This window comes from Streptosporangium sp. NPDC048047 (assembly GCF_040653115.1).
In the GTDB taxonomy this organism is placed as follows: Bacteria; Actinomycetota; Actinomycetes; order Streptosporangiales; family Streptosporangiaceae; genus Streptosporangium.
Window position 1 is genome coordinate 104,768 of the sequence record NZ_JBEZNH010000002.1, and the last position, 25,045, is coordinate 129,812.

25 protein-coding genes and 1 pseudogene are annotated in these 25,045 nt (G+C 71.3%); 9 read left to right on the forward strand and 17 right to left on the reverse strand.

What is annotated here, in order from left to right; genetic code table 11:
• Positions 1-60 precede the first annotated feature (60 nt).
• Positions 61-1,683: an alpha/beta hydrolase gene (locus AB0D67_RS02265; RefSeq protein WP_362928955.1), complete on the reverse strand. Its 1,623-nt coding sequence runs from the start codon at positions 1,681-1,683 to the stop codon at positions 61-63.
• Positions 1,684-2,035: 352 nt separating this feature from the next.
• Between AB0D67_RS02265 and AB0D67_RS02270 the strand changes: the two genes are divergently transcribed.
• Positions 2,036-3,553: an alpha/beta hydrolase gene (locus AB0D67_RS02270; RefSeq protein WP_362928957.1), complete on the forward strand. Its 1,518-nt coding sequence runs from the start codon at positions 2,036-2,038 to the stop codon at positions 3,551-3,553.
• Positions 3,554-3,586: 33 nt separating this feature from the next.
• A pseudogene (locus AB0D67_RS02275) lies at positions 3,587-3,751 on the forward strand (MerR family DNA-binding transcriptional regulator); the annotation flags it as partial.
• Between the two features lie 82 nt (positions 3,752-3,833).
• Here the strand turns inward: AB0D67_RS02275 and AB0D67_RS02280 are convergent.
• A complete protein-coding gene (locus AB0D67_RS02280) occupies positions 3,834-4,604 on the reverse strand; it encodes a MerR family transcriptional regulator (RefSeq protein WP_362928959.1) in 771 nt (256 codons plus the stop codon).
• Positions 4,605-4,865: 261 nt separating this feature from the next.
• Positions 4,866-6,134 carry an FAD-binding protein gene (locus tag AB0D67_RS02285; protein ID WP_362928961.1) on the reverse strand — a complete coding sequence of 423 codons (1,269 nt, stop codon included), beginning with the start codon at positions 6,132-6,134 and terminating at the stop codon, positions 4,866-4,868.
• Positions 6,135-6,204: 70 nt separating this feature from the next.
• On the opposite strand from AB0D67_RS02285, the gene AB0D67_RS02290 reads away from it, so the two are divergent.
• Positions 6,205-6,810 carry a helix-turn-helix domain-containing protein gene (locus tag AB0D67_RS02290; protein ID WP_362928963.1) on the forward strand — a complete coding sequence of 202 codons (606 nt, stop codon included), beginning with the start codon at positions 6,205-6,207 and terminating at the stop codon, positions 6,808-6,810.
• A gap of 37 nt (positions 6,811-6,847) precedes the next feature.
• On the opposite strand, the gene AB0D67_RS02295 is transcribed toward AB0D67_RS02290, so the two are convergent.
• On the reverse strand, positions 6,848-7,312 hold the full coding sequence (locus AB0D67_RS02295) for a hypothetical protein (protein WP_362928965.1): 465 nt from the start codon (positions 7,310-7,312) through the stop codon (positions 6,848-6,850).
• A gap of 131 nt (positions 7,313-7,443) precedes the next feature.
• Between AB0D67_RS02295 and AB0D67_RS02300 the strand changes: the two genes are divergently transcribed.
• Positions 7,444-7,752, forward strand: coding sequence for an antitoxin (locus tag AB0D67_RS02300; RefSeq protein ID WP_362928967.1), 309 nt, complete (start codon positions 7,444-7,446; stop codon positions 7,750-7,752).
• Positions 7,753-7,911: 159 nt separating this feature from the next.
• Here the strand turns inward: AB0D67_RS02300 and AB0D67_RS02305 are convergent, their stop codons facing one another.
• Positions 7,912-9,231, reverse strand: coding sequence for a UDP-glucose/GDP-mannose dehydrogenase family protein (locus AB0D67_RS02305; RefSeq protein ID WP_362928969.1), 1,320 nt, complete (start codon positions 9,229-9,231; stop codon positions 7,912-7,914).
• Between the two features lie 147 nt (positions 9,232-9,378).
• Here AB0D67_RS02305 and AB0D67_RS02310 point away from each other — a divergent pair, with 147 nt between their 5' ends.
• On the forward strand, positions 9,379-10,542 hold the full coding sequence (locus AB0D67_RS02310) for an acyl-CoA dehydrogenase family protein (RefSeq protein ID WP_362928971.1): 1,164 nt from the start codon (positions 9,379-9,381) through the stop codon (positions 10,540-10,542).
• A 236-nt stretch (positions 10,543-10,778) separates the two neighbouring features.
• Here the strand turns inward: AB0D67_RS02310 and AB0D67_RS02315 are convergent, their stop codons facing one another.
• The 7 genes from AB0D67_RS02315 to AB0D67_RS02345 form a co-directional block, all read right to left on the reverse strand.
• Entirely contained in the window at positions 10,779-11,252 is a 474-nt protein-coding gene (locus tag AB0D67_RS02315) for a hypothetical protein (RefSeq protein WP_362928973.1), read from the reverse strand.
• Positions 11,253-11,490: 238 nt separating this feature from the next.
• Complete coding sequence (locus AB0D67_RS02320) at positions 11,491-12,123, reverse strand: TetR/AcrR family transcriptional regulator (RefSeq protein ID WP_362928975.1); 633 nt, start codon at positions 12,121-12,123, stop codon at positions 11,491-11,493.
• A 132-nt stretch (positions 12,124-12,255) separates the two neighbouring features.
• Positions 12,256-12,948: an alpha/beta fold hydrolase gene (locus tag AB0D67_RS02325; protein ID WP_362928977.1), complete on the reverse strand. Its 693-nt coding sequence runs from the start codon at positions 12,946-12,948 to the stop codon at positions 12,256-12,258.
• On the reverse strand, positions 12,945-13,421 hold the full coding sequence (locus AB0D67_RS02330) for an ester cyclase (protein WP_362928979.1): 477 nt from the start codon (positions 13,419-13,421) through the stop codon (positions 12,945-12,947). The genes AB0D67_RS02325 and AB0D67_RS02330 overlap by 4 nt, the downstream gene beginning before the upstream one ends.
• Positions 13,414-14,379 carry an NADP-dependent oxidoreductase gene (locus AB0D67_RS02335; RefSeq protein WP_362928981.1) on the reverse strand — a complete coding sequence of 322 codons (966 nt, stop codon included), beginning with the start codon at positions 14,377-14,379 and terminating at the stop codon, positions 13,414-13,416. Before AB0D67_RS02335 ends, AB0D67_RS02330 begins: the two co-directional genes overlap by 8 nt.
• A 141-nt stretch (positions 14,380-14,520) precedes the next feature.
• Positions 14,521-15,453: a type II CAAX endopeptidase family protein gene (locus AB0D67_RS02340; RefSeq protein WP_362928983.1), complete on the reverse strand. Its 933-nt coding sequence runs from the start codon at positions 15,451-15,453 to the stop codon at positions 14,521-14,523.
• Positions 15,454-15,470: 17 nt separating this feature from the next.
• On the reverse strand, positions 15,471-15,593 hold the full coding sequence (locus AB0D67_RS02345; RefSeq protein WP_362928985.1) for a hypothetical protein: 123 nt from the start codon (positions 15,591-15,593) through the stop codon (positions 15,471-15,473).
• A gap of 104 nt (positions 15,594-15,697) precedes the next feature.
• On the opposite strand from AB0D67_RS02345, the gene AB0D67_RS02350 reads away from it, so the two are divergent.
• The gene (locus tag AB0D67_RS02350; protein ID WP_362928987.1) at positions 15,698-16,318 is read left to right on the forward strand and encodes a TetR/AcrR family transcriptional regulator; all 621 of its coding nucleotides are present in this window, start codon (positions 15,698-15,700) and stop codon (positions 16,316-16,318) included.
• A gap of 230 nt (positions 16,319-16,548) precedes the next feature.
• On the opposite strand, the gene AB0D67_RS02355 is transcribed toward AB0D67_RS02350, so the two are convergent.
• A complete protein-coding gene (locus AB0D67_RS02355) occupies positions 16,549-17,166 on the reverse strand; it encodes a hypothetical protein (protein WP_362928989.1) in 618 nt (205 codons plus the stop codon).
• A 41-nt stretch (positions 17,167-17,207) separates the two neighbouring features.
• Positions 17,208-17,387, reverse strand: a complete 180-nt coding sequence (locus AB0D67_RS02360) for a hypothetical protein (RefSeq protein WP_362928991.1) — start codon at positions 17,385-17,387, stop codon at positions 17,208-17,210.
• A gap of 280 nt (positions 17,388-17,667) precedes the next feature.
• Here AB0D67_RS02360 and AB0D67_RS02365 point away from each other — a divergent pair, with 280 nt between their 5' ends.
• The 3 genes from AB0D67_RS02365 to AB0D67_RS02375 all read left to right on the forward strand — a co-directional run bounded on the left by AB0D67_RS02365 (position 17,668) and on the right by AB0D67_RS02375 (position 21,341).
• Complete coding sequence (locus AB0D67_RS02365) at positions 17,668-18,078, forward strand: hypothetical protein (protein WP_362928993.1); 411 nt, start codon at positions 17,668-17,670, stop codon at positions 18,076-18,078.
• Between the two features lie 310 nt (positions 18,079-18,388).
• Positions 18,389-19,831, forward strand: coding sequence for a pectinesterase family protein (locus AB0D67_RS02370; RefSeq protein ID WP_362928995.1), 1,443 nt, complete (start codon positions 18,389-18,391; stop codon positions 19,829-19,831).
• A gap of 112 nt (positions 19,832-19,943) precedes the next feature.
• Complete coding sequence (locus AB0D67_RS02375) at positions 19,944-21,341, forward strand: cellulose binding domain-containing protein (RefSeq protein WP_362928997.1); 1,398 nt, start codon at positions 19,944-19,946, stop codon at positions 21,339-21,341.
• A 168-nt stretch (positions 21,342-21,509) separates the two neighbouring features.
• Here AB0D67_RS02375 and AB0D67_RS02380 read toward each other — a convergent pair whose 3' ends face one another.
• From AB0D67_RS02380 to AB0D67_RS02390, 3 genes are read right to left on the reverse strand one after another with little or no spacing between them, the layout of a single operon-like run.
• The gene (locus AB0D67_RS02380; RefSeq protein WP_362928999.1) at positions 21,510-23,249 is read right to left on the reverse strand and encodes a pyruvate, phosphate dikinase; all 1,740 of its coding nucleotides are present in this window, start codon (positions 23,247-23,249) and stop codon (positions 21,510-21,512) included.
• Positions 23,246-23,869, reverse strand: a complete 624-nt coding sequence (locus AB0D67_RS02385) for a transcriptional regulator (RefSeq protein ID WP_362929001.1) — start codon at positions 23,867-23,869, stop codon at positions 23,246-23,248. The genes AB0D67_RS02380 and AB0D67_RS02385 overlap by 4 nt, the downstream gene beginning before the upstream one ends.
• Positions 23,866-25,020 (reverse strand): TetR family transcriptional regulator, encoded by a 1,155-nt coding sequence (locus AB0D67_RS02390; RefSeq protein WP_362929003.1) that lies wholly within the window; start codon positions 25,018-25,020, stop codon positions 23,866-23,868. The genes AB0D67_RS02385 and AB0D67_RS02390 overlap by 4 nt, the downstream gene beginning before the upstream one ends.
• Positions 25,021-25,045: the final 25 nt, after the last annotated feature.

The window sequence follows — 25,045 nt, forward strand, 5'->3', positions numbered from 1 at the left end:
CCGGTCCTCTGGCGCCGGACCCCTGCCCGGAAGCTCCGGGCCTATGACCGGCGGTCCTGTTCAGAGTCGGCAGTGCCGGTCCTCCGCGGGGACTTTCAGATCGATGAGGTAGTCGGCGAAGGCGGCGTTGACGCAGGGGTTGATCCCCTCCTGCGCGACGGTGTGCCGCGCGCCCTCGACGGTGAGCACGGTGCCGCCGATCGCGTCGGCCAGGACCTCGCCGGCCGCGTAGGGGGTGGCCGGGTCGCCGGTGACGGAGATGATCAGGGTGCCGGGCAGGCCCTTGACGTCCTGGGCGTAGGGGATGCCGAGGCTGGGCTCGCCGGGCCAGGCCTCGCACGCGTCCCGGGTGACGCCTTCGACCTTCTCGCCGCTGTCCACGTACGGGCTGGTCCTGACGATGTCGGCGCGCAGCCGGGCTTCTTCCTCCGGCGTGCGGCGCACCTCGTCGTTGCAGTTGACGGCGAGGTTGGCCTCCAGGAAGTTGTCCCAGACGCCGGAGGCGTCCCGGCCGCCGAACAGGTCGCCCACCTTCATGATCTGTGTCCCGTCGCCCTTCTTGAGCTGGGCGAGGCCCTTGATGAGCACGGGCCAGGCCTCGGGGTAGTAGAGGCCGGCGGTGACGCTCCCGACGGCCTGGTTGAAGTTCATCGTGCGCCCCTTGCCGGCGGGGACGGGCTCGTCGATCAGCGGCCGGACCAGTTTCTGGAAGGCCTCCGTGGCCTTGGCCGGGTCGTCGCCCAGCGGGCAGTCCTTGCCGGCGGCGCAGGAGGCCGCCAGTTTCTCGAAGTTCTTCTGGAAGCCGGCCTGCTGGGTGAGCCGCCGCCGCGGGTTCTCCGCGGTGGGGTCCACCACGCCGTCCAGCACCAGCGCCCGTACCTTCTCGGGGAACATCTCGGCGTAGACCGCGCCGAGCCGGGTGCCGTAGCTCTGGCCCGCGTAGGTCAGCTTCTCGTCGCCCAGAGCCGAGCGCAGGACGTCCATGTCCCGGGCGGCGTCGCGGGTGCCGACCGCTGCCAGGACCTCTTTCCCGCCCGAGCCTTTCGCGCAGCGCTCCGCCAGGCGCCGGGTGTCGTCCTCGGTCCATTCACCCGCGGAGGCCAGCAGCGTGGTCTGGTCCTCGCCGCGATCGCGTTCGGCGTCGGTGAAACAGCTGATCGCGGGGGTCGACGCCCCGACCCCGCGCGGATCGAACCCCACCACGTCGAACCGCCGCAGCAGCGGGCTCTTCGCGTACGCGGCGGCGAAGCTCGTCGCCTGGACCATACCCGAACCGCCCGGGCCGCCCGGGTTGAGCACCAGCGACCCGATGCGCTGCCCGGGGTCCCCCTGGGCGGGAAGCCGGAGCACCGCGACCTGCATGGTCTTGCCGTTCGGCTTCCGGTAGTCCAGCGGCACCTTCAGCCGGGCGCACTCGAAGGGCGTGACGTAGAGCTTCTTCTGCCCCGGCGTGGTCTCGTAGCCCTCGCACGAGCCGAAGGACAGTTTCTGCCCGTAGTAGGCCTCCAGCCCGGCGGGGGACGGCTGCGGCTTGCGATCCGCCGATGTCGGGGTGCTCGCGCAGGCGGCGACCAGCGCGAGCACCACCGCCGCCGCCGGGGCGGCGCCGACGCGACCCGCGGTGAGCCGGGGGACGAGTGAGCGGGACCGGTCCGCGGACGCGCCGGAGTCGAACAGGGGCATGGGATTCCTTCCGAGTCGATGGGTTCAGCAGGCCGGACCCTCAACGAGACACCATGCCGTAGCGGCACACTCAACTTCGTGCGGGTGTGATCTGATCGGTGACCTTCCGGGAACGGTCCGTGACCTCACATGGGACGTTCGGCGGTGACCCGGCCGGGCCCGCGCCGTGTGACGCGGTGGCGTACGGCCGTGAGCCCGCGGCGGCGGCTTCCTGACGGTCCAGCCGTGTGACGCGGTGGCGGGGTTTCGGGGCCGTCCGGGGAAGATCTGCCCGGTGTCCGTTTGACCATGACCTGAGGGCACGGTTTCAGATGGGGGACGAGCCCTCGCTGAGGGGGCGGGACAGGAGGCGATGATGTTTCGAAGGCGTGGTACGGCCCTGGTGGGGGCACTGGGGCTGGCCGGTGCCCTGGTCGCGGTGATTCCGGCGACGACAGGGGCGGCGGCGGTGGGGAAACCCGCCGCGGGACCGGCGTGGGCGGCGTGTCCGGCCGACGTGGTGGTGGCGCCGGCGGCGCAGGGGATGGTGCGGTGCGCGAAGGTGCCGGTTCCGTTGGACTACGGCGACCCGGACGGCACCCAGATCGAGATCATGGTGTCGCGGATCGCGAGCACGAATCCGGACAAGCGGCGCGGTGTGCTGATGTTCAACCCGGGCGGTCCGGGCGGCACCGGGCTGGACCAGCCGGCGCTCCTGTTCTCGAAGGGACTGCCGTCCAGCGTCACGGACGCCTATGACCTGATCGGCATGGACACCCGGGGTGTCGGCCATTCGGCTCCGATGAGCTGCGGCTTCACCGCCGGCGACGCCTACTGGGCCAACATCCCGCCGTACGCGGCCGACGACGCGGCCGTGACCCGGCAGGCGGAGGTCGCCAAGGACGTCGCCGCCCGGTGCGCCGCCAAGGACACCGGCGGGCGCCTGCGGCACCTGAGCACCGCCAACATGGCGCGCGACCTGGACCGCATCCGCGCCGCCCTCGGCGAGAAGAAGGCCAGCTTCTACGGGGCGTCCTACGGTACGGCGCTGGGTGCGGCGTACGCCTCGATGTTCCCGGCGACCACCGACCGGGTCGTGCTGGACAGCAACATCGGCGACACCCACCTCGACCGGGCCGGCCTGCGCCGGTACGCGCTCGGCATGGAACAGGCGTTCCCCGACTTCGCGAAGTGGGCGGCGAAGCGACACGACTCCTACGGCCTGGGCCGTACACCGCAGCAGGTGCGCAGGACGTACTTCGCCATCGCCGAACGGCTCGACCGCACACCGTCCCCCGACGGGATCACCGGTCCCGCCTTCCGGCAGTTCACCTTCGCCTACCTCTACAACGAGCTCCAGTACGGCCCCCTCGCCCAGGGCTGGCAGGCGTTGCTGAAGCCCGGCAAGACGCCGCCGAAGGCGACGAAGGCGCCGAAGGCGACGGCCCCCAACCCGGCGGACAACCCCTTCACCGTGTACCTTGCCGTGACCTGCAACGATGTTCAGTGGCCCGAGGACGTGGACACCTACCGGCGGGCCGTCACGCAGGACCGCGAGCGGTACCCGCTGTTCGGCGCGGCCAGCGCCAACATCATCCCGTGTGCCTTCTGGAAGAACGAGCCGGCCGAGCCGCCCGTCAAGATCAACGACAAGGGGCCGCGCAACGTGTTGATCCTGCAGAACCGGCACGACCCCGTCACGCCGCTCGAGGGTGGCAGGCTGCTGCGGGAGAAGTTCGAGAAGCGTTCCCGGCTGGTGGTCGCCGACGAGAGCGGGCACGGCGTCTACGTGCTCGGCGGTAACGCCTGCGCCCTGAACGTGACCACGTCCTACCTGGTCGACGGCACGATGCCGGCCGGTGACAGGACCTGCCGGAGCGACTCACGTTGACTGTGCCCCGAGGGCATGGTGTGGAATGTCGGCATGTGGGGAAACGCCGGCTGGAGTACACGTGAGCTGGCCGCGATCGCCGGCACCACCTTGAAGGCCGTGCGGCATTACCACGAGGTCGGGTTGCTGGAGGAGCCGGAACGGGCGGCCAACGGCTACAAGCAGTACCGGATCCGGCACCTCGTCCGGCTGCTGCGGCACCGGACGCCTCATCCGGACCAGGCCATTCGTCCGTCCGAACCCTGCGGCGCTTCGCCCGTGACAGCGGCCGGCGGCACGATCAGATGCCGGGCGACCGCCGCGTTCCGCGGTGATGGCCTCGGCCGTCCGTGTCGGACAGCAGTCGGCCGGTGCGCCGGAGGACGTCCAGCTGCGCGGGGTTGTAGAGCTCTGCCAGGGCCTTGTCGACGATCTGCTCGACGTAGCGCTTGCTGTACCGGCTGCCGGCGTTTGTGATCTTCGCTTCGGGGTGCTTCGCGTACAGCGTGCGTACGTAGGGGGCCAGGTCTCGGGCCACGGCGGCGCGGGTCTGCTCGTCGGCGTCAGGGGGGAGGGTGTTGAATCGCTCGGCGACCGGGTCGGTGGCGGGTTCGCGCAGCATGTCCGTCCAGGCGCGCATGGTCTCCTCGCCCAGGATCCGGGTCAGCACGACGACGAACGAGCGGTCCGCGTGCGGCATCTTCGCCACGGCGTCGGGTGCGGCGAAGCCGGACGGCAGTTCGGTCGGGGTGGACTGCCGCAGGAGGAAACCGAGTTCGAGGCGGGCGCGTTGGAGCCGTTCGATGGTGACCGCGAGTTCGGCGTCGAGGCTGCGCAGGGCCTCCACCGGATGGTCGTCGGTGTCGTCCATGGCCGCGATCTGGGACAGCGAGAACCCGAGGTCCGTCAGGCGCTTGATGCGCAGTATCCGGACGAGGTGAGCGACCCCGTACTGCTTGTAGCCGTTGGCGAGCCGGTGCGGCTCCGCCAGCAGCCCGACCTCGTGGTAGTGGCGTACCGCTCGCAGCGTGGTGCCGGCGAGTTGGGCGATCTCGCGGGTGCTCCAGGTCACGTCGTTCCTCCGTCCGGCGGCGCTTCTCCGCCGCCGTGCTACCCCAGCGGCTTCAGTGAAGACCATGCCGTGAAGGCACGGTCGAGCCGCCCCCGGGGAACCCGTTCCGGACCGCGGTCTCCGCGGTGCCGGCACGGGTTCCCCGGCTCCTTCACGCCCCGCGTCCAGGCCGGCCTGACCGGCGCCCGCACCTGATCGTGGACCACGGCCAGGACCGCCGGGGTACGCGTCATGCGGCGATCACGTCGCGGATGCCGGCTGTCAGAGCATTCCGGGGGCCTGGAACACGAGGCCGGAGTCGTACCGCTGTTTGGCGGCGCGCAGGCGCTCGGCGTTCGGTCCGAAGGCGGCGGCGGTGCGCTCGGTGTCCTCCGGGCCGAGCAGGTTGGGGTAGCCGCCCGGAAGCCGGTCGGTTCCCCCCACCCAGGCCCGGTGCCGGTCCTCGGCGGGGTCTCCCGGTTCCCAGACCGCGATGGTCTCGACCATCAGGTGCGGCGTCCGGTTGCGGAACGCGGTGGCGTCGGCGGGGACGCGGGCGGCCGCCCCGTGGAGGCTGTGCAGCGAGATCCCGGAGAACGGAGAGGTCATGGCGCCTGCGGCGCCGGTCAGGACCTCCTGGACCGTACGGTCGAGTCCGGTGACCGTGCGCGTCCTGATCTCGACGTGGCGGCCGGGCGGGAACATCGCGTCGATCTGTGCGAGCTGATCGGTCATCGTGACCGGGCCGATCTGCGCCGTCAGCGGTTCGCCGAGTTCGGTGAGCCGTTGCAGCACCCGGGTCCCGGCCTCGGGGTCGCCGCACCAGGTCGGTGCGGCGAAGAGCACCGGCTCACCGGTCGGGGCTGTGATGAAGCCGGCCTGCACGGTCAGCTCGTCCGGTCCGCGCAGCAGCGACTCCTCCAGCTCCGGCAGCACGTCGAACCGGAACATGATCATCCCGGCCAGGATCGCCGGCACCGCGTGCAGCTGGATCCGCATCGTGGTGACCACGCCGAAGTTGCCTCCACCGCCGCGCAGGGCCCAGAGCAACTCGGGGTCGTGCTCCTCGTCGGCGGTGGCCAGCGTGCCGTCGGCGAGCACCACGTCGGCCGACAGCAGGTTGTCCGCGGCGAGGCCGAACCGGCCGCTCAGCGGCCCGTATCCACCACCGAGCGTCAGGCCGGCCATGCCGACCGAACCGGCCGTCCCGGTCACCGCGACCAGGCCGGCCCGCTGCGCGGCCGCGGCCACGTCGGCCGAGGTGGCGCCGCCCGCCACGGTGGCGACCGCGGTGTCCGGGTCGACGCTCACCTGCCGCATCGGGCTCAGGTCGAGCGTCAGCCCGCCGTCGGCCAGTGCGCGACCGGCCCAGTCGTGCCCGCCGCCACGGACCGACAGCGGGAGACCTCTCTCCCGGGCTGCCCGGACCCCGGCCTGGACGTCAGCCGTGTCGGCGCATGGGAGGACGGCGAGCGGCCGGCGGGTCACCGCGCCGTTCCAGATCTTCCGGGCTGCTTCGTATTCCGCTCCGGATGTCAACATGTCACTCATTTCGCCAGAGTAACCGCATACTCGTCAGAGCTTAACTCTGATGAGTGGCGCGGGCTATGCTCGGATGGCCATGACCCAACCGCCGAGAAGCCGCCGGGCCGAGTACGCCGCGGCCACCCAAGCCGCCATCATCGACGCGGCGCGTCTGCTCTTCGCCCGCAATGGATACTTCGCGACGAAGGTCGAGGACATCGCGGCGGAAGCCCGTGTCGCGCCGGCCACGGTGTACGCGGTGACCGGTGGCAAGCGGGGGCTGATCCGGACGCTGGTGGACCTGTGGAGCCAGGCGCCGGTCATCGCGCAGACCCTCTCCCGGCAGGAGACCCTCACCGACCCGGACGAGATACTGCGGCGCACGGCGTCCGTGGTCCGGGACATGCGCGAGACGTACGGCGACATCGTGCGGCTGATATTGACGACCGCGCCGCACGACACCGAGCTCGCCGAGGACCTGCGCGTGGCCACGAGACGCTACCGCGATGCCATCGAAGCCGTGGCCGTCCGGCTCCGCGACGTCGGAGGGCTGCGTGAGGGGATGACCGTCGCGGAGGCGACCGACATCCTCTGGTTCTACTTCGGATACTCCGGCTACTTCACCTTGGTCGATGACAACGGCTGGACCTACGAGCAAGCGGAACGCTGGCTGGTCGCCCAAGCCGCCGCGGCTCTTCGCTGAGGCCCGGTCGTCGCCGCGCCCACCACCCGGGGCGCGGTCAGGCGGTGTCGCCCAGTTCTTCGGTCAGCCGCTCCAGGCCGCCCCTGATGAGCCGGCCGTACTCGTCGTCGCCGAGCGCGCCGATCGTGGCCCGCCCCCGCCGGAGATGCTCACGGGCGCGGTCGAGATCGCCCAGCCTGCGGTAGCAGTCGCTCACGTTGAGGTGCAACGACGGATACAGGCCGGTCACCGAGAGCGTCACCCCGGCTTCGGCCGCCCGCTCGTCGGTGACCAGGTCGGCGGCGGCGAGCGCCCGCAGATCCCACATCAGCTCCTCGCGCACGTCGTCCTGCGTGTCGGCCATCGAGTGGGCGAGGACGCAGACGTGCAGCGGATCGCCCTGCTCGCCGCCGATGTCATCCCAGATCCGTGCGAGAAGGTCGCGGGCGGCGTCCCGCTGACCCTGGTGGTGGTTCAGCGCCGCCGCCTCGCCGATCCGGGTGAGCGTCGGGTCAGTGATCATGAGTGGCTCCTTCGCGGTCGCGATGATCACGCCACCCTAGTGTCCCCGCGCGGCGGGAGGCGGTGTGTCTTCGCCGGAGCCGGGTAGGGCCCGCCATGAGCGACCGTACAGGACGAGAGGGAGGGGTCGTCATGAGCGGGATCGGAGACTGGGCGAAGAAGGCCGAGGACCTCGCCAGGGAGCACCCGGACCAGGCCGACCAGGTGCTCGACCGGGGCGAGGAGTTCGCCGGCGAGCGGACCGGCCACAAGTACGACGAGCAGATCGGCAAGGGCGTCGACGCCGTCCAGCGACGCTACGGCGGCGGCGACGCGGGCCCCGAGGCCGACCCCCGGGGCGGCACGGAACCCGTGGATCCCCGGGGGGACGCGGGCCCCGAGGCCCGGCCCCAGGGCGGTCAGAACGACGCGGGCCCCGAGGGACGCGTCCAGGGAGGCTGACGCCGGACCGCCCGGTGCGAGGTCCCGTTCCGCGGGATCTCGCACCGGGCGGTCAGGACGCGCGTCCGCGCCGGCACTCCGTGACGGCGGCCGGGATCACGCCGATGGGGGCCACGGCGTCCTGCCCGGCGGGTGCCGCCTCCGGCCGGTGCGGCCCGGTTACGGGCGGCCGAGGGCGCGGTAGTGCCAGCCGGCGTTGCGCCAGACCTCGGCGTCGAGGGCGTTGCGGCCGTCCACCATCTTGCGGGAGGCCACGACGGCGCCCAGCTCCTCGGGGTCCAGTTCGACGAACTCCCGCCACTCGGTGAGCAGCAGCACGACGTGGGCCCCGCGGGCCGCCTCCATCGCGGACTCGCCGTACGACAGGTGCGGGTGGGCGCGGCGGGCGTTCTCCTGGGCGATGGGGTCGTAGACGGTGACCCGGCCGCCCTGCTCGCTGATCTTGACGGCGACGTCGAGCGCGGGCGAGTCGCGGATGTCGTCGGAGTTCGGCTTGAACGCGGCGCCCAGCACGGTCATCGAGCAGCCCTGGAAGGAACCGCCGGCCAGTTCGCGGGCGAGGTCGACCATGCGGGCCCGGCGGCGCATGTTGATCATGTCCACCTCGCGCAGGAACGTCAGCGCCTGGTCGGCGCCGAGCTCGCCCGCGCGGGCCATGAAGGCGCGGATGTCCTTGGGCAGGCAGCCGCCGCCGAAGCCCAGCCCGGCGTTGAGGAACTTGCCGCCGATGCGGTCGTCGTAGGACAGGGCCTGCGAGAGCTGCTTGACGTCGGCGTGCGCGGCCTCGCAGACCTCGGCCATCGCGTTGATGAAGGAGATCTTGGTGGCGAGGAAGGCGTTGGCGGCGACCTTGACCAGCTCGGCGGTCGGGTAGTCGGTGATCACCAGCGGGGTTCCGGCCTCCAGCATCGAGGCGTACACCTCCCGCATGACCTTCTCGGCCTTGTCGGAGGCCACGCCCAGCACGATCCGGTCGGGCCGCAGGGTGTCCTGGACGGCGTAGCCCTCGCGTAGGAACTCCGGGTTCCACGCCAGCTCTGCTCCGGCGCCGATGGGCGCCAGCCGGGCCAGCTTGTCGGCCAGGCGCTGGGCGGTGCCCACCGGGACGGTGGACTTGCCGACGACCAGGCACTCGCGATCCAGGTGCGGGGCCAGAGCCTCGATCGCGGCGTCGAGGTAGGAGACGTCGGCTCCGTACTCGCCGGCCTTCTGAGGAGTGCCGACGCACAGGAAGTGCACGTCGCCGAAGGCGGCGGCCTCCTCGAAGGAGGTGGTGAAGCGCAGCCGGCCCGCGGCGAGGTTGCGCCGCAGGATCTCCTCCAGACCCGGTTCGTGGATGGGCAGGTCCCCGGCCTGCAACCGAGCGATCTTCTCGGCGTCGACGTCGACGCCGAGGACCTCGAAGCCCAGTTCCGCCATGCACGCGGACGTCGTCGCACCCAGGTATCCGGTTCCCACCATCGTGAGGCGGTAGGCCACTGGCGTTCCTTTCGGTTCTGCCCGATTCTGTGCCGTCAGGGTATCGGCATCATAGGAGACCACTTTGCCACCTGCATAAACAGGCAGCGATGCATCTCACACGGGATGGATCGGTCCATACATTGTTGGACGTCCTACTATTTGCCCATGAGCTTCCCTCTCTACGCCCTGCCTGAAGAGCACCAGATGCTCAGGGAGACCGTCCGCGCCCTCGCCGACGAGAAGATCGCCCCCCGTGCGGCCGAGGCCGACGAGACGGGAGAGTTCCCCTGGGACGTCTACAAGGCGCTGGTCGCCGCCGACCTGCACGCCATCCACGTTCCCGAGGAGTACGGCGGCGCGGGGGGCGACGCCCTGGCGGCCGTCATCGTCATCGAGGAGGTGGCGCGGGCCTGCGCGTCGTCCTCGCTGATCCCCGCGGTCAACAAGCTGGGCACCGTACCGCTGCTGCTGTCGGCGTCGGAGGAGCTCAAGCAGCGCTATCTCGCTCCGGTCGCGCGAGGTGAGGCGATGTTCTCCTACGCCCTGTCGGAGGCCGAGGCGGGCAGCGACGCCGCCTCGATGAAGACCCGCGCCGTGGCCGACGGCGACCACTACGTGCTCAACGGCGCCAAGATGTGGATCACCAACGCCGGGGTGTCGGAGTACTACACGGTGATGGCCGTGACCGAGCCGGGCGCGGGGGCGCGCGGCATCTCCGCGTTCGTGGTGGAGAAGGGTGACGAGGGCGTCAGCTTCGGGCCCAAGGAGAGGAAGCTCGGCATCAAGGGCTCCCCGACCCGCCAGGTCATCCTCGAGGACGTCCGCGTCCCGGCGTCCCGCATGATCGGCGCGCCGGGCACCGGTTTCAAGACCGCCCTGGCCACGCTCGACCACACCCGCGTCACGATCGCCGCCCAGGCGCTGGGCATCGCCCAGGGCGCCCTCGACTACGCGGTCGGCTACGTCAAGGAGCGCAAGCAGTTCGGCAAGGCCATCGCCGAGTTCCAGGGCGTGCAGTTCATGCTCGCCGACATGGCGATGAAGCTGGAGGCCGCCCGGCAGCTCACCTACGCCGCCGCCGCCCGGTCCGAGCTGGCCATGCACGGCGAGCCGCAGGCCGACCTGACGTTCTTCTCCAGCGCCGCCAAGTGCGCCGCCTCCGACGCGGCCATGGAGATCACCACCGACGCGGTGCAGCTCCTCGGCGGGTACGGCTACACCAGCGACTACCCGGTGGAGCGCATGATGCGCGACGCCAAGATCACCCAGATCTACGAGGGCACCAACCAGATCCAGCGCATGGTGATGGCCCGCCAGCTTCTCAAGTAGCCGTTGACATGCGGAAACCCCGCCTCCGGTATTCGGCGGCGAGGTTTCCCGTGTCCGGACGGGGTCTCTGGACGACCACTGTTCCTTCCCCGTTCCGCGAGAGCGCGCAACCGGCGGAACGGCCTCTCGCCCACGGCTCTTCAGCCGCGATCGCGGGCGGCGTGATGCCTGAGCGCGGCCTGGTGACCGTGCCTCCGCCGGTGAGGGCCGGCTGATGGGCGTGACCGTGGGCGCGATCAGCGCGACAGGTCTCCGACGGCGTCGGCGTAGTAGGCGGACTCCCCGACGTGGAAGGCGATCTGCCGGATGGTCCAGCCCCGGCCGGGCGAGTGGTCCAGGTCATGCGGGGTGAGTGAACGCAGTCGTACCGCCCAGATCTGAGCCAGCCGGGTGAGACGGCTGCGGGCCTCGTCGAGGTCGGCTTCGGTGAAAGCGGCCAGGTCGGCGTCCGTGGTGCTGGCGGAGGCGTGCCAGTGGTCGGGCAACGGCTCCGCGCCGGCCAGCCGCGCCTCCGTCTCGGCGAGGTGATCGATGAGATGGTCGGCGACCCGCCGGATCGCCTTGTGCGGGGTATAGGTCCGGCCGTCGACGGCGAACGGCCGCCCGTTCCAGGCGGTCCAGGTCGACGCGAGCTCCAGCACGTGATCGACGGTCGCGGTCACGACGTCGGACGGGTCACGGTCGTCGGTCATCGGGTTCTCGTCCGCCACGGCTGTCTCCTGAGCTGGGATTCGTGTCCGAGCCAGAGGCTAGGCCGGGGACGGTTCGGTCAGCGCCGAAATGTGACGACCGGCGATGTCTCCGTGCCGGGTGGGCGGGGTTCACCGTCCCGGAGCCGGCCTCCGGGTGACCGCCGCTCGGCCGGAGCCCGGCCACGGTGATCCCGGAACCCGCCGGCGGCCCGGATCCCGGGGCCGGACCGTCCGGGGGAACGGGCACGCCGCTCCTTCATCCCGTGTGCGCGCAGCCCGGAGCCGAGCGGTGGGCGACGCCGGCGAGCACCAGTTCGAGTTCCGCCAGCGAGTCCTCCAGCGCGGCACGCTGGTCCGGGGCGCGTGCGATGTCCAGGGCGCTCTCGCAGATCCCCCCGTACAGCAGCGAGGTGGCCGGGGCCGGCGGCCGGTCCGGGATGCATCCGGCCTCCATCGCGATGGCCAGCCCTCGCCGCATCTGCTCCTTGCACCCGGCCTGGATGTCGCGCATGGCGGACCAGCCGAGCGCGGCCGGCGCCTCGACCAGCGTGATCCGGCGTACGGCGGGCTCAAGGGACGCCTCCAGCAGACGTCGGCAGCCCGCCGCCACCCCGTCCCACGGATCCCGCCGGGCCTGGAACGCCTGCCGGACGATCACGGCGAGCTTTTCCTGTTCGGCGGCGTAGACCTCGCGGAAGACGTGTTCCTTGTTGCTGAAGTGGTGGTAGAACGCGCCACGGGTCACGCCGGCCCCGGCGCAGATCGAGTCCACGGAGGCGGCGGCGAAACCGTCGCCGACGAAAAGCTCGCGGGCCGCCGCGACCAGGGCGCCCGTGGTCGCCCTGGTGCGCTCGTGCTGGCTCCGGCGCGCACCCGTGTTCCCTGCCACCCGCCCGTCCCCCCTCGCTCTGCGTCCGAGGATAGAAGAACACGCGCGGTGAACGTGTTTTTCCAGCGGTTCGTCATGGGAGCCGGCTCGGCCGCCCGCTCCCATGACGAACCACCCGGTGCGCACCCCGGATCAGGGCACATACGTGTGCCGCAGCAGGATGTCCGCCAGCGCCCGCGGCGCGGTGACCATGGCGTCATGGCCGGCGTCCAGGACGGTGGCCGCCCAGCCGTGCTCCTCGGCCAGTCGCGGGAACGGCATGGGGCCGCCGGGGGTGCAGAGCACCGCCCGGCACGGGATTCCGTCGACGGCTCCGGACAACCGGGTCGGCTCGGAGAACGTCCGCCGGGGATGGGCCGTCAGCCGGGACTCCAGCCAGGCCGCCTGGTCCGGTTCCGTCACGCCGACGGCGGCCGCCGGGGAAGGCGGGATCATGCCGTTCACGGTGACCGACTCGATCCAGTCGAGGAAGAACCCGGGGGCCAGGTCGTCCAGCGACTCACCGTCCCGGCCCGCCCAGGCGTCCACCATGACGATCCGGGAGACGCGTTCCGGCGCCCGGTCGGCGGCCTCGCGCACGACGAGGCCGGCGTAACTGTGCCCGACCAGTACGACATCCCGCAGATCCTCGTATCTCAGCAGGCCCAGCACGTCGTCCACGTGCGTCCGCAGGCCGATCCCGGGATCGGCCAGGTGGGCCCGCTCACCGAGGCCGGTCAGTGTCGGAGCGTGGACCTCGTGACCGGCCTCCCGCAACCGCGCGGACACGTGCCGCCAGCACCAGCCGCCGTGCCAGGCCCCGTGAACCAGCACGTACGTCGTCATCGCGCCACCGCCTCCGCCCGCTCCCGCCAGGCCGCGAACCGCGCCGCGGCGTCGGCGGTGGACAGCCCGAGCTGCTCGCACATCCGGTGGAAGTCGAAGAAGAACCTCTCATGCGCGATCAGGTCGTCCCGCACCCTCCAGTGGCAGGCGAACGGCAGCGCGAAGGATCTGCCCGTGGGCTCGATGCCCACCAGGCTCCCCGCCATGGTGGCCCGGATCGTCCCGGCGCCGACGACCAGGTCATCCGCCGCGACGAGGTATTCGAGCTCCACGCCGTAGTCGGGAAAGGCGCGCAGGAACGCGGTGTTCTGCCGGGCGACCTCGTCGGCGCCGGTCGCGACGGCCTGGAACGCGATCGTCTCGAAGACGACGTCCGGGCCGCAGTGCCGCATGGCCTCCCGGATGTCGGCGCGGCTCTTCGCCTGCGCGTAAGCCCGGACCACGTCGGCCGGTGTGGTGTGCTGTTCAGACATCTCCGCCTTCTTCCCTCATCTCGCCGACGGCGAGCACGATCTTTCCCCTGGTACGCCCCGTGCCGAGAAGGTCGTGCGCCCTGGCCGCCTCCGCCAGCGGGAACACCGCGTCGACGTGCACCTTCACCCGTCCCTCGGTCACGAGGCCGGCCAGCGCGTCGAGTCCGGCGCCGTCGGGATCGACGAGGTAGGCCGCGGCGCGTACGCCGAGTTCGCCGGCGCGCTCGTGCAAACCGGCGGTCCAGGCCGCCTGCCCGCTGACCAGGACGCCGCCCGGCCGCAGGCACTCCAGTGCTCTGAGCCCCGCCTCGCCGCCGAACATCTGGATGACGACGTCCATGTCACGCGCCGCGGCGGACACCTCCGTCGTGGTGTGGTCGATCACCTCGTCCGCCCCCAGTCCGCGGACGAAATCGTGTTTGGCGGCGCTCGCGGTGCCGGTCACATGGGCGCCGTGGGCCTTGGCGATCTGTACCGCCAGGTGCCCCACGCCCCCGGCGGCGCCCGTCACGAGGACCCGCTGCCCCGGGGCGACGGCGGCGACCTCGGTGAGCATCTGCCACGCCGTCAGCCCGGCCAGCGGCAGCGCCGCCGCCTCGGTGAAGCCCAGACCCTCCGGCATGAGGGCGAAGTGACGGGCGGGAGCGGTGACGTACTCGGCGTAGCAGCCCGCTGCCCGGGGGAACCACGGCATCCCGAACACCCGGTCGCCGGGCCGGAACCGGGTCGTGCCGTAGCCGGTGCTCACCACCGTCCCCGCCACGTCCCAGCCGTTGACGAACGGCAGGTCGAGCACCCGGTTGTACGCCTGGCCCCGGCGCGTGAAGACGTCCACCGGGTTGACCCCGGCCGCCATCACCTCGACCAGCACCTCACCGAAGACCGGCGCGGGCCTCTCCACCTCGGCCAACGTCATGGCCTCGGCCTCCCCCCACGCCGACTGCCGCATCGCCCGCATGCCCGCCCCTTCCAGAGTGATGACGCGAAGGACAATACATACATGCATCATGTATGTAAATGTGGAAGGGCGGCTGGACGCCATCGGGATCGTTCTCGACGGTGATCGACGCGATGCGTCCTGGCTCACGCCGCCCCCGTGTCACGCCGAAGGCGTGCGTGCGGGGCCCGATTTCCGGGTCGTCCACCAGACGATCGCGGTGATGACGGCGATCCCGGCGCTGGGCACCAGGTTCTCGGCCGAACCGACCGCCTCGCCGCGACTGCCGAGGGCTCCGCCGAGGTCGAGATGGAGTGCCGTGGCGAGGACGAACGCCGTGGCGTTGTAGATGGCGTGCAGCACGACGGCGACCTCGAGCCCGCCGGTGCGCCAGGTGACGATCGCCAGCGCCGAGAACAGCACGAGATACGAGGTGAGCAGATAGGGATCGAGTGTGCCGTGGAAGAGCGAGAACAGCACGGTCGTGACGATGACGCCGAGGATCGCCCCGGAGCGGGCGCCGCGGGTCCAGCCGCCGACGACGCGGAACATCAGGCCCCGCAGTCCGTACTCCTCGCCGGCCGCCGCAAGCGGGCTGAGCAGCGCGCTGATGATGATGAACGCGACGAGATCGGCGGCCGTCCAGGGGACCGCCTCGCCGGGTATGAGGAAGAATCCGATGGAGACGACGAGGAGGAGCAGCGGTCCGAAGGCGAGCAGCGAGCGGCCGAGGACACCGAAGCGGAAACGTCCTGAAACGGAGTGCAGCGAGCCTGCGGGCACGCCGTAGAGCAGGCGCTGAAGCAGCATGCTGTAGGGGATGAGCACGGCGAGCGACAGCGCGCCGGCGGCTTGTTGCAGCGGAGTGAAGCCCGTACGGCCGAGGAGCCGCTCGTCGATGACGGCGGCGCCGATCAGGAACAGCTGCGCGAAGCCGATGAGCCCGGCGAACAGCAGCACGATCGCGAGGATGCCGCGCAGGATCCGGCGCTTGCCGCCCGCGTAGACGCGGTGGTATTCGACGCCGGCGGGCACGCGAGGCCGGGGTGCGGGCTCGTCGGCTCGGAGGAGCCAGCCCTCGGTGGTGTTCGTCATGGTGTCCTTTCTCCTGGTCAGCTCGCGAGAGTGTCGAGCCGGTTCGAACGCGGTCGCAGGGCGCGCTCGATGCCGCCCGCGATCGCTGCGAGGGCGGCCGTGAGGTTCACCGCGGCCGGGAAGCGCACGGGGAGATCCACCTGAGAACCTCCTGCTCTTCGGCCGCGGCATCATTAGTACAGTGTGCTATTTCGTGTGAAGGTAGCACACTGTGCTAAAAATGGGGTGTGAGGAGGTTCCGACGATGAACGACCGTCCAGCGAAACGAGACACGCGCGACAGGATCCTGATCGCCGCGGCGACCATGCTCGGAGAGAACCCGGCCGCTCGGCTGAGCGTCCGGGGAGTCGCCGCGCGAGCGGGCGTCAGCATGGGCTCGCTCCGCCACTTCTTCCCGACGCAGCAAGCGCTCATCGACACCGTCGTCGCCGGCCTCTACGACGTCGACATCCCCGACGACCCCATCCTCGACACCGGACGAGCGCCGGCGGAGCGCCTCGTCGACTGCCTGCGGCAGCTGCTCTCGCAGATCGGTACCGGAGATCGGGCGCGTGAGCACTGGCGCGCGATCCACGAGACGTACATCGCGTCCGGTCCGGCGGACGACCAGGTCGCCACGTACCGTTCGCTGGAGCGGCTGGGACTGCACCGCATCGAGCGATGGCTGACCGTCCTCGCCGGCGAAGGCGCGGTTCCGGCGAACGACGTCGAGCGACGCGCACGGTTCCTGATGACCGTCCTCAACGGCCTCCTCATCGAGCGCGCGCTCCCCGCCGACGCCTCACGGCTCACGTTCGAGACCGACACGCTCCGCATGGCCGCCGGCGCGGTCACGAGCGGCCGCGCCGGGTCCGAGCGGTCCTAGCGGGGTGTCCAGTGAACGGTGTGACTCGATCTTGAATCAGTTCTATCGGATGGCTGGGGTGAGGCGGCCTTCGAAGATGATGGCGAAGGCGTTCAGAGCCGTTTTCCAACGCGCCGAGATGACGCGGGACGTTCGTGCGGCGTCAGAGCCGGGATGGGGCCAGGGGGCGCGTCCTGAACGGCCGCCGTCACGCGGGAGCCCCGCCGTCGTGATCCGGGCGGCGGGGTTCGTCACGTCCCGGCCGGTTGCCCGCGGTGGCGCAGCCGCTCTCCCAGCGCCCGGAGTCTGTTCGGCCTGAGGCTCGCCGGATCGCCCTCGGCCGCGTCGAGGAGACAGGACCTCAACAGCGCTTCCGCGTCACGCGTCATGAGGTCGGCCGCCTTCTCACGGGAGGAAGCCGCTGGGCGGGGTGCTTCCGCGTCGTCCGTGGGAGCGGTCACGTTCCTCTCCGAATCGCTGAGCAGCTTCCCGACGGCCTGGTGCGACATGCCCAGCAGGTAACCGATGTCGCGGTGAACGTAACCTCTGCGTGCCAGGTCGGTCACCGTCGCCTGGGTCACCTTGGCAGCCCGCTGCCTGATCAGAGTCGCCGCGAGCCGGGCGAGCAGGGTGGCCTGCAGTTCCGTGACCACTTCGTCGTCGGCCACGGTCAGGTCGAAATCGGCGTCGATCTCGGAGGCGTCCACATCCAGCATGGTGGCCACCAGATCGCGAGCCATCCCCTCCGCGTGCTCCAGACGCTTCACCTGCGTGTGATGGTCGCGCTTGAGACCGGGGCCGGAGACGGTCAGCGCCCACCAGCCGTCACTTCTTCCGGCGGTGATGGTGTAGGCGTCACGCTCGCTCACTGCTCCTCCTGCTCCTTCGCGACCTCGACGAGGATGACCTCTCAGTTCTCCAGGATTCCTTTCGCCGTCCGCTCGTTGACCTCCGCGTGGCGCGGCACCGGCATCGCCTCCGAACCGGCATGCCACTTGGTGTGACTCCCCCCTTCGGTGGAGTGAACGGCCACGCCGTACTCCTTGGCGAGCTTTCGCATCCGCCGCTCCAGGTCCCGCTTCTTCATCACCAGTTTAGGCTACCGAGGTTGCATAGGGTAAGGCAGCTTAGGTTGCCTAATTTTGCCGACGCTGACGCGTGCGGTTCGAGGTGGGCGGGTAGGCCATGCCGAGCGCGGGCTCGGCCGTTCATGGTCGTCGCTCGGGCGCTCGGCCGGGTCGCCGGTGCCACGACACGCCGTGGCGCAGCCCTCACACCTCGTCTGCCGCCGCTTAACCTGCGAAAACAAGGATCAGATCGAGGTCGCGCGTCCCGCCGAGGTGGGTGCGGCCTGATGAGCGGGGGCTTTCATGATCGGTGGTGTTCTGGGGCGGGGCCTGTTCCTCGCCTTCTCCGTGGTCTTCCTCGCCGGTGGACTCTCGCTGCCACCTGCCGGGGCGGCGGACCGGGTGGACCGGCCGGACCGGGCCGGCCGTACGGCGGGCGGCGGGTGGCAGCCCAGGTGCCTCCAGGGATACGTGTGGCGGGAGGCCGCCGTCGCCGACTATGTGTGCGTCACCCCGGACACCCGGGAGCGGGCGAGGTACGACAACGCCATGGCCCCCTACAGGCGGGCCGGCTACGGGCCGTACGGGCCGGACACCTGCCTGCAGGGATACGTGTGGCGCGAGGCCACCCCGGTCGACCGGGTGTGCGTCACCACGGCCACCCGTGACCAGGTCAGGTACGACAATTCCCAGGCCCCCTACCGGTACGTCTGAGGGCGGTGAGGCTGCGGCCCGGCACCGGGAACCGCATCTCCGCGGGTGGGGTCGCCGGGAATCGGGCCGCCTCCCGGCGCGGGGATGGTTCCGAGTGCGCGTCGGTGTCGGTCTCGGAGACGGGCGGGATATCGGACGGTGTCGAGAATCGTAAATTTTCGTAAATTAAGTGAAATTTTCATAGAAAGTTTCCAAAGGTAACGGCTCTGAACTGTGCGAATTCCTATTCGGCGGGGTCAGGGCTTTTCCCGTCCCGGAGGGGAGCCGATGATGCACGAGCCCGAAGCGGCACCCTTGAGAGGACCCCTCCGTGAAATCATCAGGTCGGACACGCGCGTCCACACCGGCGCACCGCCGCCGCGTCGTCTCCGCACGACGGCCGGCACGCCGTACGGCCGCCCTCACGGCCGCGCTGGTCGTCGGCGGTCTCGTCGCCGGTCTGCCCGCCACCCAGGCGTCGGCCGCGGCCGGGTGCACGGTGATCTACACCACCAGTGACTGGGACGGCGGGTTCACCGCGAGCATCGAGGTCAGAAACCTGGGCGATGCGATCGACGGCTGGACCCTGGGGTTCGCCTTCCCCGACCCGGGTCAGAAGGTGACCAGTGGCTGGTCGGCGACCTACAGCCAGAGCGGCCAGAACGTCACCGCCAAGAACGTCGACTACAACGCCTCGATCCCCACCGGCGCAAGCGTCTCCCTCGGTTTCAACGGCGCCTTCTCCGGCTCCAATCCCAAGCCGGCCGCGTTCACCCTCAACGGCGTCACCTGCACCGGCTCCACCACCGGACCCTCACCCACGCCGACCGCAACCCCCACGGTCACCCCGACGGTCACGCCCACCTCCACCCCGCCCCCCACGGGCGGGACGCCCACGGTGGCCGCCGACGGGAGCGGCAAGTACCGGACGGTGCAGGCCGCGATCGACGCGGTGGCCTCGGGCAACTCCAGCCGGAAGGTCATCACGATCAAGCCGGGTTCCTACCGGGAGATCGTCACGATCCCCAAGGACAAGCCGTACATCACCCTCCAGGGGCTGGGTTCGTCGCCCAGGGACGTCGTGATCGTCAACAACCACAGCGCCGCGCAGTACGGCACCTCGAACAGCGCCACCGCGTTCGTGCACGGCCACGACTCCGCCCTCACCAACCTCACGGTCTCCAACGACTTCGAGGAGAACTGGGCCGACAGCGGCCAGCAGGCCGTCGCGCTCCACCTGAGCGCCGACCGGAGCGTCCTGACCAACGTGCGGCTGCTGGGGGACCAGGACACCTTCCTGGTCAACGACGCCGCCCGCACCTACGCGAAGGGCTCCTACATCGAGGGCACCGTCGACTTCATCTTCGGCGGCGGCACCATCGTGCTCGACGACTGCGACATCTACGAGAAGCGCACGACCGGCGGCCCGATCACCGCCGCCAGGACCGACCCTTCCAAGACCTACGGCTTCCTCATCTATCGGTCCCGGATCACCGGGGCGACGAACAACACCACCCAGCTGGGCCGCCCCTGGGGCCCCGACGCGCAGGTGCTCTACCGGGAGTCGTCGCTCAGCGCGACCATCAAGACCTCCCAGCCGTGGACCGACATGTCCGGCAACTCCTGGAAGAACGCCAGGTTCTATGAATACAAGAACACCGGCGCGGGAGCCACGGTGAACTCCAACCGGCGGCAGATGAGCGACTCCCAGGCCGCGAACTACACCCCGCAGAGATACCTGGCCGGCTCCGACGGGTGGAACCCGATCGGCTGACTCCGGGCTGCCCCGGACGCCGGACGCGCCCGGCCGGTCCTGTCGGTCATGAGCGGCGGTCGTCTCCACGGACCGCCGCGTGAACACCCCTCCCCGAACACAGGAGATTCGAATGCGTACGATCTCTCGCCGGACCCTCGGGGCCCGGCTGGCCGTCGCGGCCGCCGTGGCGGTTCCCCTCGCCGCCTCGGCGTTCGCCGTCGCGACTCCGGCCCAGGCCGCGGCCGGGTGCGCGGTCACGTACACCACCAGTGACTGGGACGGCGGGTTCACCGCGAGCATCGAGGTCAGAAACCTGGGCGATGCGATCGACGGCTGGACCCTGGGGTTCGCCTTCCCCGACCCGGGTCAGAAGGTGACCAGTGGCTGGTCGGCGACCTACAGCCAGAGCGGCCAGAACGTCACCGCCAAGAACGTCGACTACAACGGCTCCATCCCCACCGGGGGAAGCGTCTCCCTCGGTTTCAACGGCGCCTTCTCCGGCTCCAATCCAAAGCCGGCCGCGTTCACCCTCAACGGCGTCACCTGCACCGGCTCCACCACCGGACCCTCACCCACGCCGACCGCAACCCCCACGGTCACCCCGACCCCACCGCCCGCCGGGGGGCGCAACTGGCCGGACAGGGCGGACGGGTTCGCCGGGACCAGCGGGATGGGCGACAACGGCACGACCGGCGGCGCCGGCGGCCAGACCGTCAACGTCAGCACCCTCAGTGACCTGATCAAGTACGCGGGCTCCGCCGGCCCCTACGTCATCAAGGTCACCGCGCCGATCAAGGTCACGCCGTACGGCAAGGAGATCAGCGTCGCGTCGGACAAGACGATCGTCGGCGTCGGCACGAGCGGCCAGATCGTCAACGGCGGGTTCAACCTCAACAACGTGCACAACGTGATCATCCGGAACCTGCAGATCCGCGACACCCGGATGGCCGAGGACGACCCCGACGACAAGGAGTTCGACTACGACGGCGTCCAGATGGACACCTCCCACCACGTCTGGCTGGACCACAACTACATCGCGCGGATGAACGACGGCCTGATCGACAGCCGCAAGGACACCACCTACCTGACGGTGTCCTGGAACGTCATCGCCGAGGGCAACAAGGCGTTCGGCATCGGCTGGACCGACAACGTCACCGCGCGCATGACGATCCACCACAACTGGATCCACGACACCAACGTGCGCAACCCCAGCACCGACAACGTCGCCTACGCCCACCTCTACAACAACTACATGCAGAACGTGAAGGGCTACGGCAACTACTCGCGCGGCAGGACCAGGATGGTGCTGGAGAACACCTACTACGACCACGTCAAGGACCCCTATTATCGCGACGACACCGCCGAGATCAAGGAGAGCGGCAGCGTCTGCGTCAGCTGCACCGGACAGCGGGAGACCGGCGGCTCGGCGTTCGATCCGAAGTCGTTCTACTCCTACACCCTCGATCCCACGGCGAACGTCCCGTCCCTGCTGAAGACCTACGCCGGCCCGCAGGCGAACATCGGTTGACCCGGCGGTGAGTCCGCTCTGGAGCCCGGTGAACGTTCGGGCTCCAGAAACCTGCGGGAACTTCGGAAACGCTTGGGAAAGCCCGCCGCGTCCGCCGCCGACCGGCGCTCCCACCTCGGGCAACTCGAAGATCGACTACATCTTCGGGCCCCGGCGCCTGATCCTGAGTCACGGGCGCCGTCCGAGGGCGGCGTGGGCGGCGGCGAGGCGTTGGGGGGCGGGGCGGTCGGAGGCGTCGCCCGACGCCTCGTCGGCCCATTCGAGCAGCCTGCGCAGGTGGGGGTCGGCCGCGGACGCGGTGAGCGGAGGGCTGCCGAGGACGACCTCGCCGCCGGTCCCGTCGATGGAGATGAGCGTCCCCTCGGGGAGCACCCGCCCGCCGGCCCGCACGGAGCCGCCGGTGACGGTGAGGCCCGCGACCCCCACGACGGCCGGTTTGCCCATCGCCCGCGCGACGATCGCGGCGTGGCTGGCCGGGCCGCCGCGGGCGGTGACGATTCCGGCGGCGGCGGCGATGCCGTGCATGTCGAGCGGGGAGGTCTCCGGACGCACCAGGATGACGGGGCCCTCCACGGCCATCCGGACCGCGCTGTCCGCGGTGGCCGCCACCCGGCCGGCCGCGACACCCGGGCACGCCCCCAGCCCGCGGGCGAGAAGACCGGCCTCGCCGGCCGTCGTCAGGCGGACCGCGCCGGCGTGCCGGAGATGGTGGGGGGAGACCCTGAGCAGTGCCTCGTGACGTCCGATCACGCCCTCGTCGGCGAGGCCGGTCGCGAGACGGACGGCGGCGGCGCCGGTGAACCGGCCCGGGCGGGCCTGCAGCAGCCACAGCTCACCCGCCTCGAAGGTGAACTCCAGGTAGCACGCGTCGCGGTAGTGCGCCTCCACGCGGTCCAGGGCGTCCAGGAGGGCGGCCCACACGACCGGTTCCCGGTCGGCCAGGTCGCGGAGGGGGAGGGTCGACGATCTGCCCGAGACGACGTCCTCGCCCTGGCGGCCGAAGAGGACCTCGCCGAACGGGACCGGCTCGCCGGTGTTGGGATCGTGGCTGAACGCGACCCCGGTGCCGCTGCGGCCGTCGCGGTTCCCGAACACCATGGCCTGCACGACCACGGCCGTGCCGAGGTCGTGCGGGATGGCGTGGAGCTCGCGGTAGGTCGTCGCGCGCGGCGTCTCCCATGAGGAGAAGACCGCCGCGACGGCCTGCCCGAGCTGCTCGGCCGCGTCGTCCGGGACGGACCGGCCGGCGCGCCGCGCGATGAGGGTCTCTACCTCGTGGATCGCCCGGGACAGGCGGGCCGGGGCGTCGCCGGGCCCGTCCACCCCGTGCCGGGCCGCCTCATCCGCCGCGGCGCCGGATCCGCGTCCGGTCGCCTCACCCGCGAAGACGCCGCCGGATCCGCGTCCGGTCGCCTCGCCCACGACGGTGTCGAGGGTCTCCGCGGTCAGGTCCGTGGTCGCGGTGGCGAAGCCGTACAGGAACCTCAGCCGCGCGTCGAGCGCGAACCGGGCGTCACCCGTCTCCGCCGCCAGGGCCGTCGTGGCCGCGGCGGTGAGACCGAGGTTGAGGATCGTGGTCATCATGCCGGGCATCGACTCGCGCCCGCCGGAGCGGACGGACACCGCCAGCGGTCTCTCCGGCCCGCCGAGTCTGCGGCCCGTGGCCTCCTCCAGGGTGGCGACGGCGGCCGCCAGCTCGTCGCCGAGGCCGTCGGGCGGCCGCCCGTCACGGAGGAAGGCGCGGCACGCGTCGGTGCCGATGACGAACCCCGGCGGCACGGGCAGCCCGAGCCGCCGCAGCAGAACGAGGCCGTACGCCTTGCCCCCGATGACGTCGGCCGTCTCCCCGGCGTCCGGCGAGAGCGGGCGGATCCATCTCGTCGGCGGCCGCCCGTGCCGGCGGGTCACCGGGGGATGCCCAGGGTGGCGAGCAGGTCCTCGTGGAGCTGGAACCACACCGAGTGGTACGACTCCATGTCGTTCGTCACGTGGTCGAGGTCGCCCGAGGCCACCCGGGCGAGCGCGCCGGCGAGGCGGACGCCGTACCGCCCGAACCGCGGCAGCGCCGCGGCCAGGTCCGCGCAGACCCTCTGGGCGCGCCGGTCGAGATCGGTGAGCACGCCGAGGACCCGGGCGTCGTAGGCGAGGTCGGTGTGGTCGTTCACCACCGGCACGTCGTCGGTGGAGCGCAGCTGCCAGGCCCCGCAGATGTCGAGCAGCTCCGGGTTGAGGACGAGGAAGCGGTCGTACGCGACCGCCACGGCGGTCCGGGCGCCGGCCGCCTCCAGCTCCTCGGTGATCCGCCGGGCGTCGGCGGCCCGGCCGGCCTCGGTGAGGCCCCACCCGCCGAAGACGCCCGCCGTGTACGTGACGTGGCCCGCGACGGCGAGGTCGATGAGTTCGGACTCGACGTCGGACTCGCCGAGCCCCGTCACCGCGGCCACCCTGGCCGTGTCGGCGAACCCGGCACAGCGGAGGGCGTGGAGGACCCGCAGGTCGCCGGCCGGGGGAGTCGGGGGAGTCGTCATGCCCCGCTCCCGCCGGATCGTGTGACGTCCGGAGCGCCGGCGGTCGCCACGGCGTGGGCCGCGCCCCGGCCCTCGGCCCGGGCGACGATCCTGCCGTCCCGGACGCGCACGGCGGCCTCGGTGGCGTCGCCGACGCCCGGCAGGCCGAGGGCCGCGGCGGCCTGGGCGTGGTCGTCGAGCACCACGCGGAGGGACGGCCACGCGTCGGCGGCGAACACGCGCCGCAGGCACGCGGTGAGATCGTCGATCCTGAGCCGTACCAGGCGGCCGATCTCCGCCGGGTCGCCCGTCACGGCGACCACCGTCACCCGGTCGTCCGGGAGGGCGCCGCGGACGGCCTCCTCCGCCGCGGCCAGCCGCCCGGCCCCCAGGACCGCGATCACACCGTCGTCGCCGAGGTCGGCCCGGCGGCCGGTGATCCGGTCGGACACCCCGGCCGTCGGGATCCAGGGATCGTCGCAGGGGCGTGCGGGGGAGACGTAGGGCAGGTGAGGCGGGTTCCAGGCGTCCGCCAGGTCGATCCCGGCCAGATGGCCGCAGGCCCGCACCACGTCGAACGGGTCGCCGAACCCGGGCGCGGTCTCGGCCAGGCCCGCCGAGCCGTTCAGCAGCGTCAGAGCCAGTTCGGCCAGCCGTACCCGCCGGGCGTTCCGCGGCGGGTGCGACTCGAGCGCGAGGGCGAGCAGCAGCGCCTCCAAGCGGGCGACCTGAGCCAGCGCGGTCCGGGAGGGCTCGTCGTCGAGCACGCCGGTCAGCGAGCGCAGCCGCAGGTGACCGTCGGCCGGCGAGTCGCCGCTCAACGGCAGCCGTTCGAGCCAGGCCCTGGCGAAGGAGCCCAGCGACCCGGCCACCGAGGCGGGTGACGGCCGCGGGGTCCGCCCGGGGGCTCCAGGGGCTCCAGTGGTTCTGGGAGTCCCTGCGGTCTCGCCGGCGCCGGTGGAGCGTTCGACCAGGCCGACCAGTACGGCCAGATACAGCGCGCGCTTGGTCGGGAAGTTGGAGTACACCGCGCCGCGGGTCATCTCGGCCCGCTCGGCGATCCGGTCGATCTTCGCCCCGGCGTATCCGTGTTCGGCGAATTCCCGGCCCGCCGCGTCCAGCACCGCCGCGCGGGTGCGCTCCTGCTGCTGCGCCCGGGTCAACCGCGCCATCATCGCTCCTCGCCCATCGTCACGA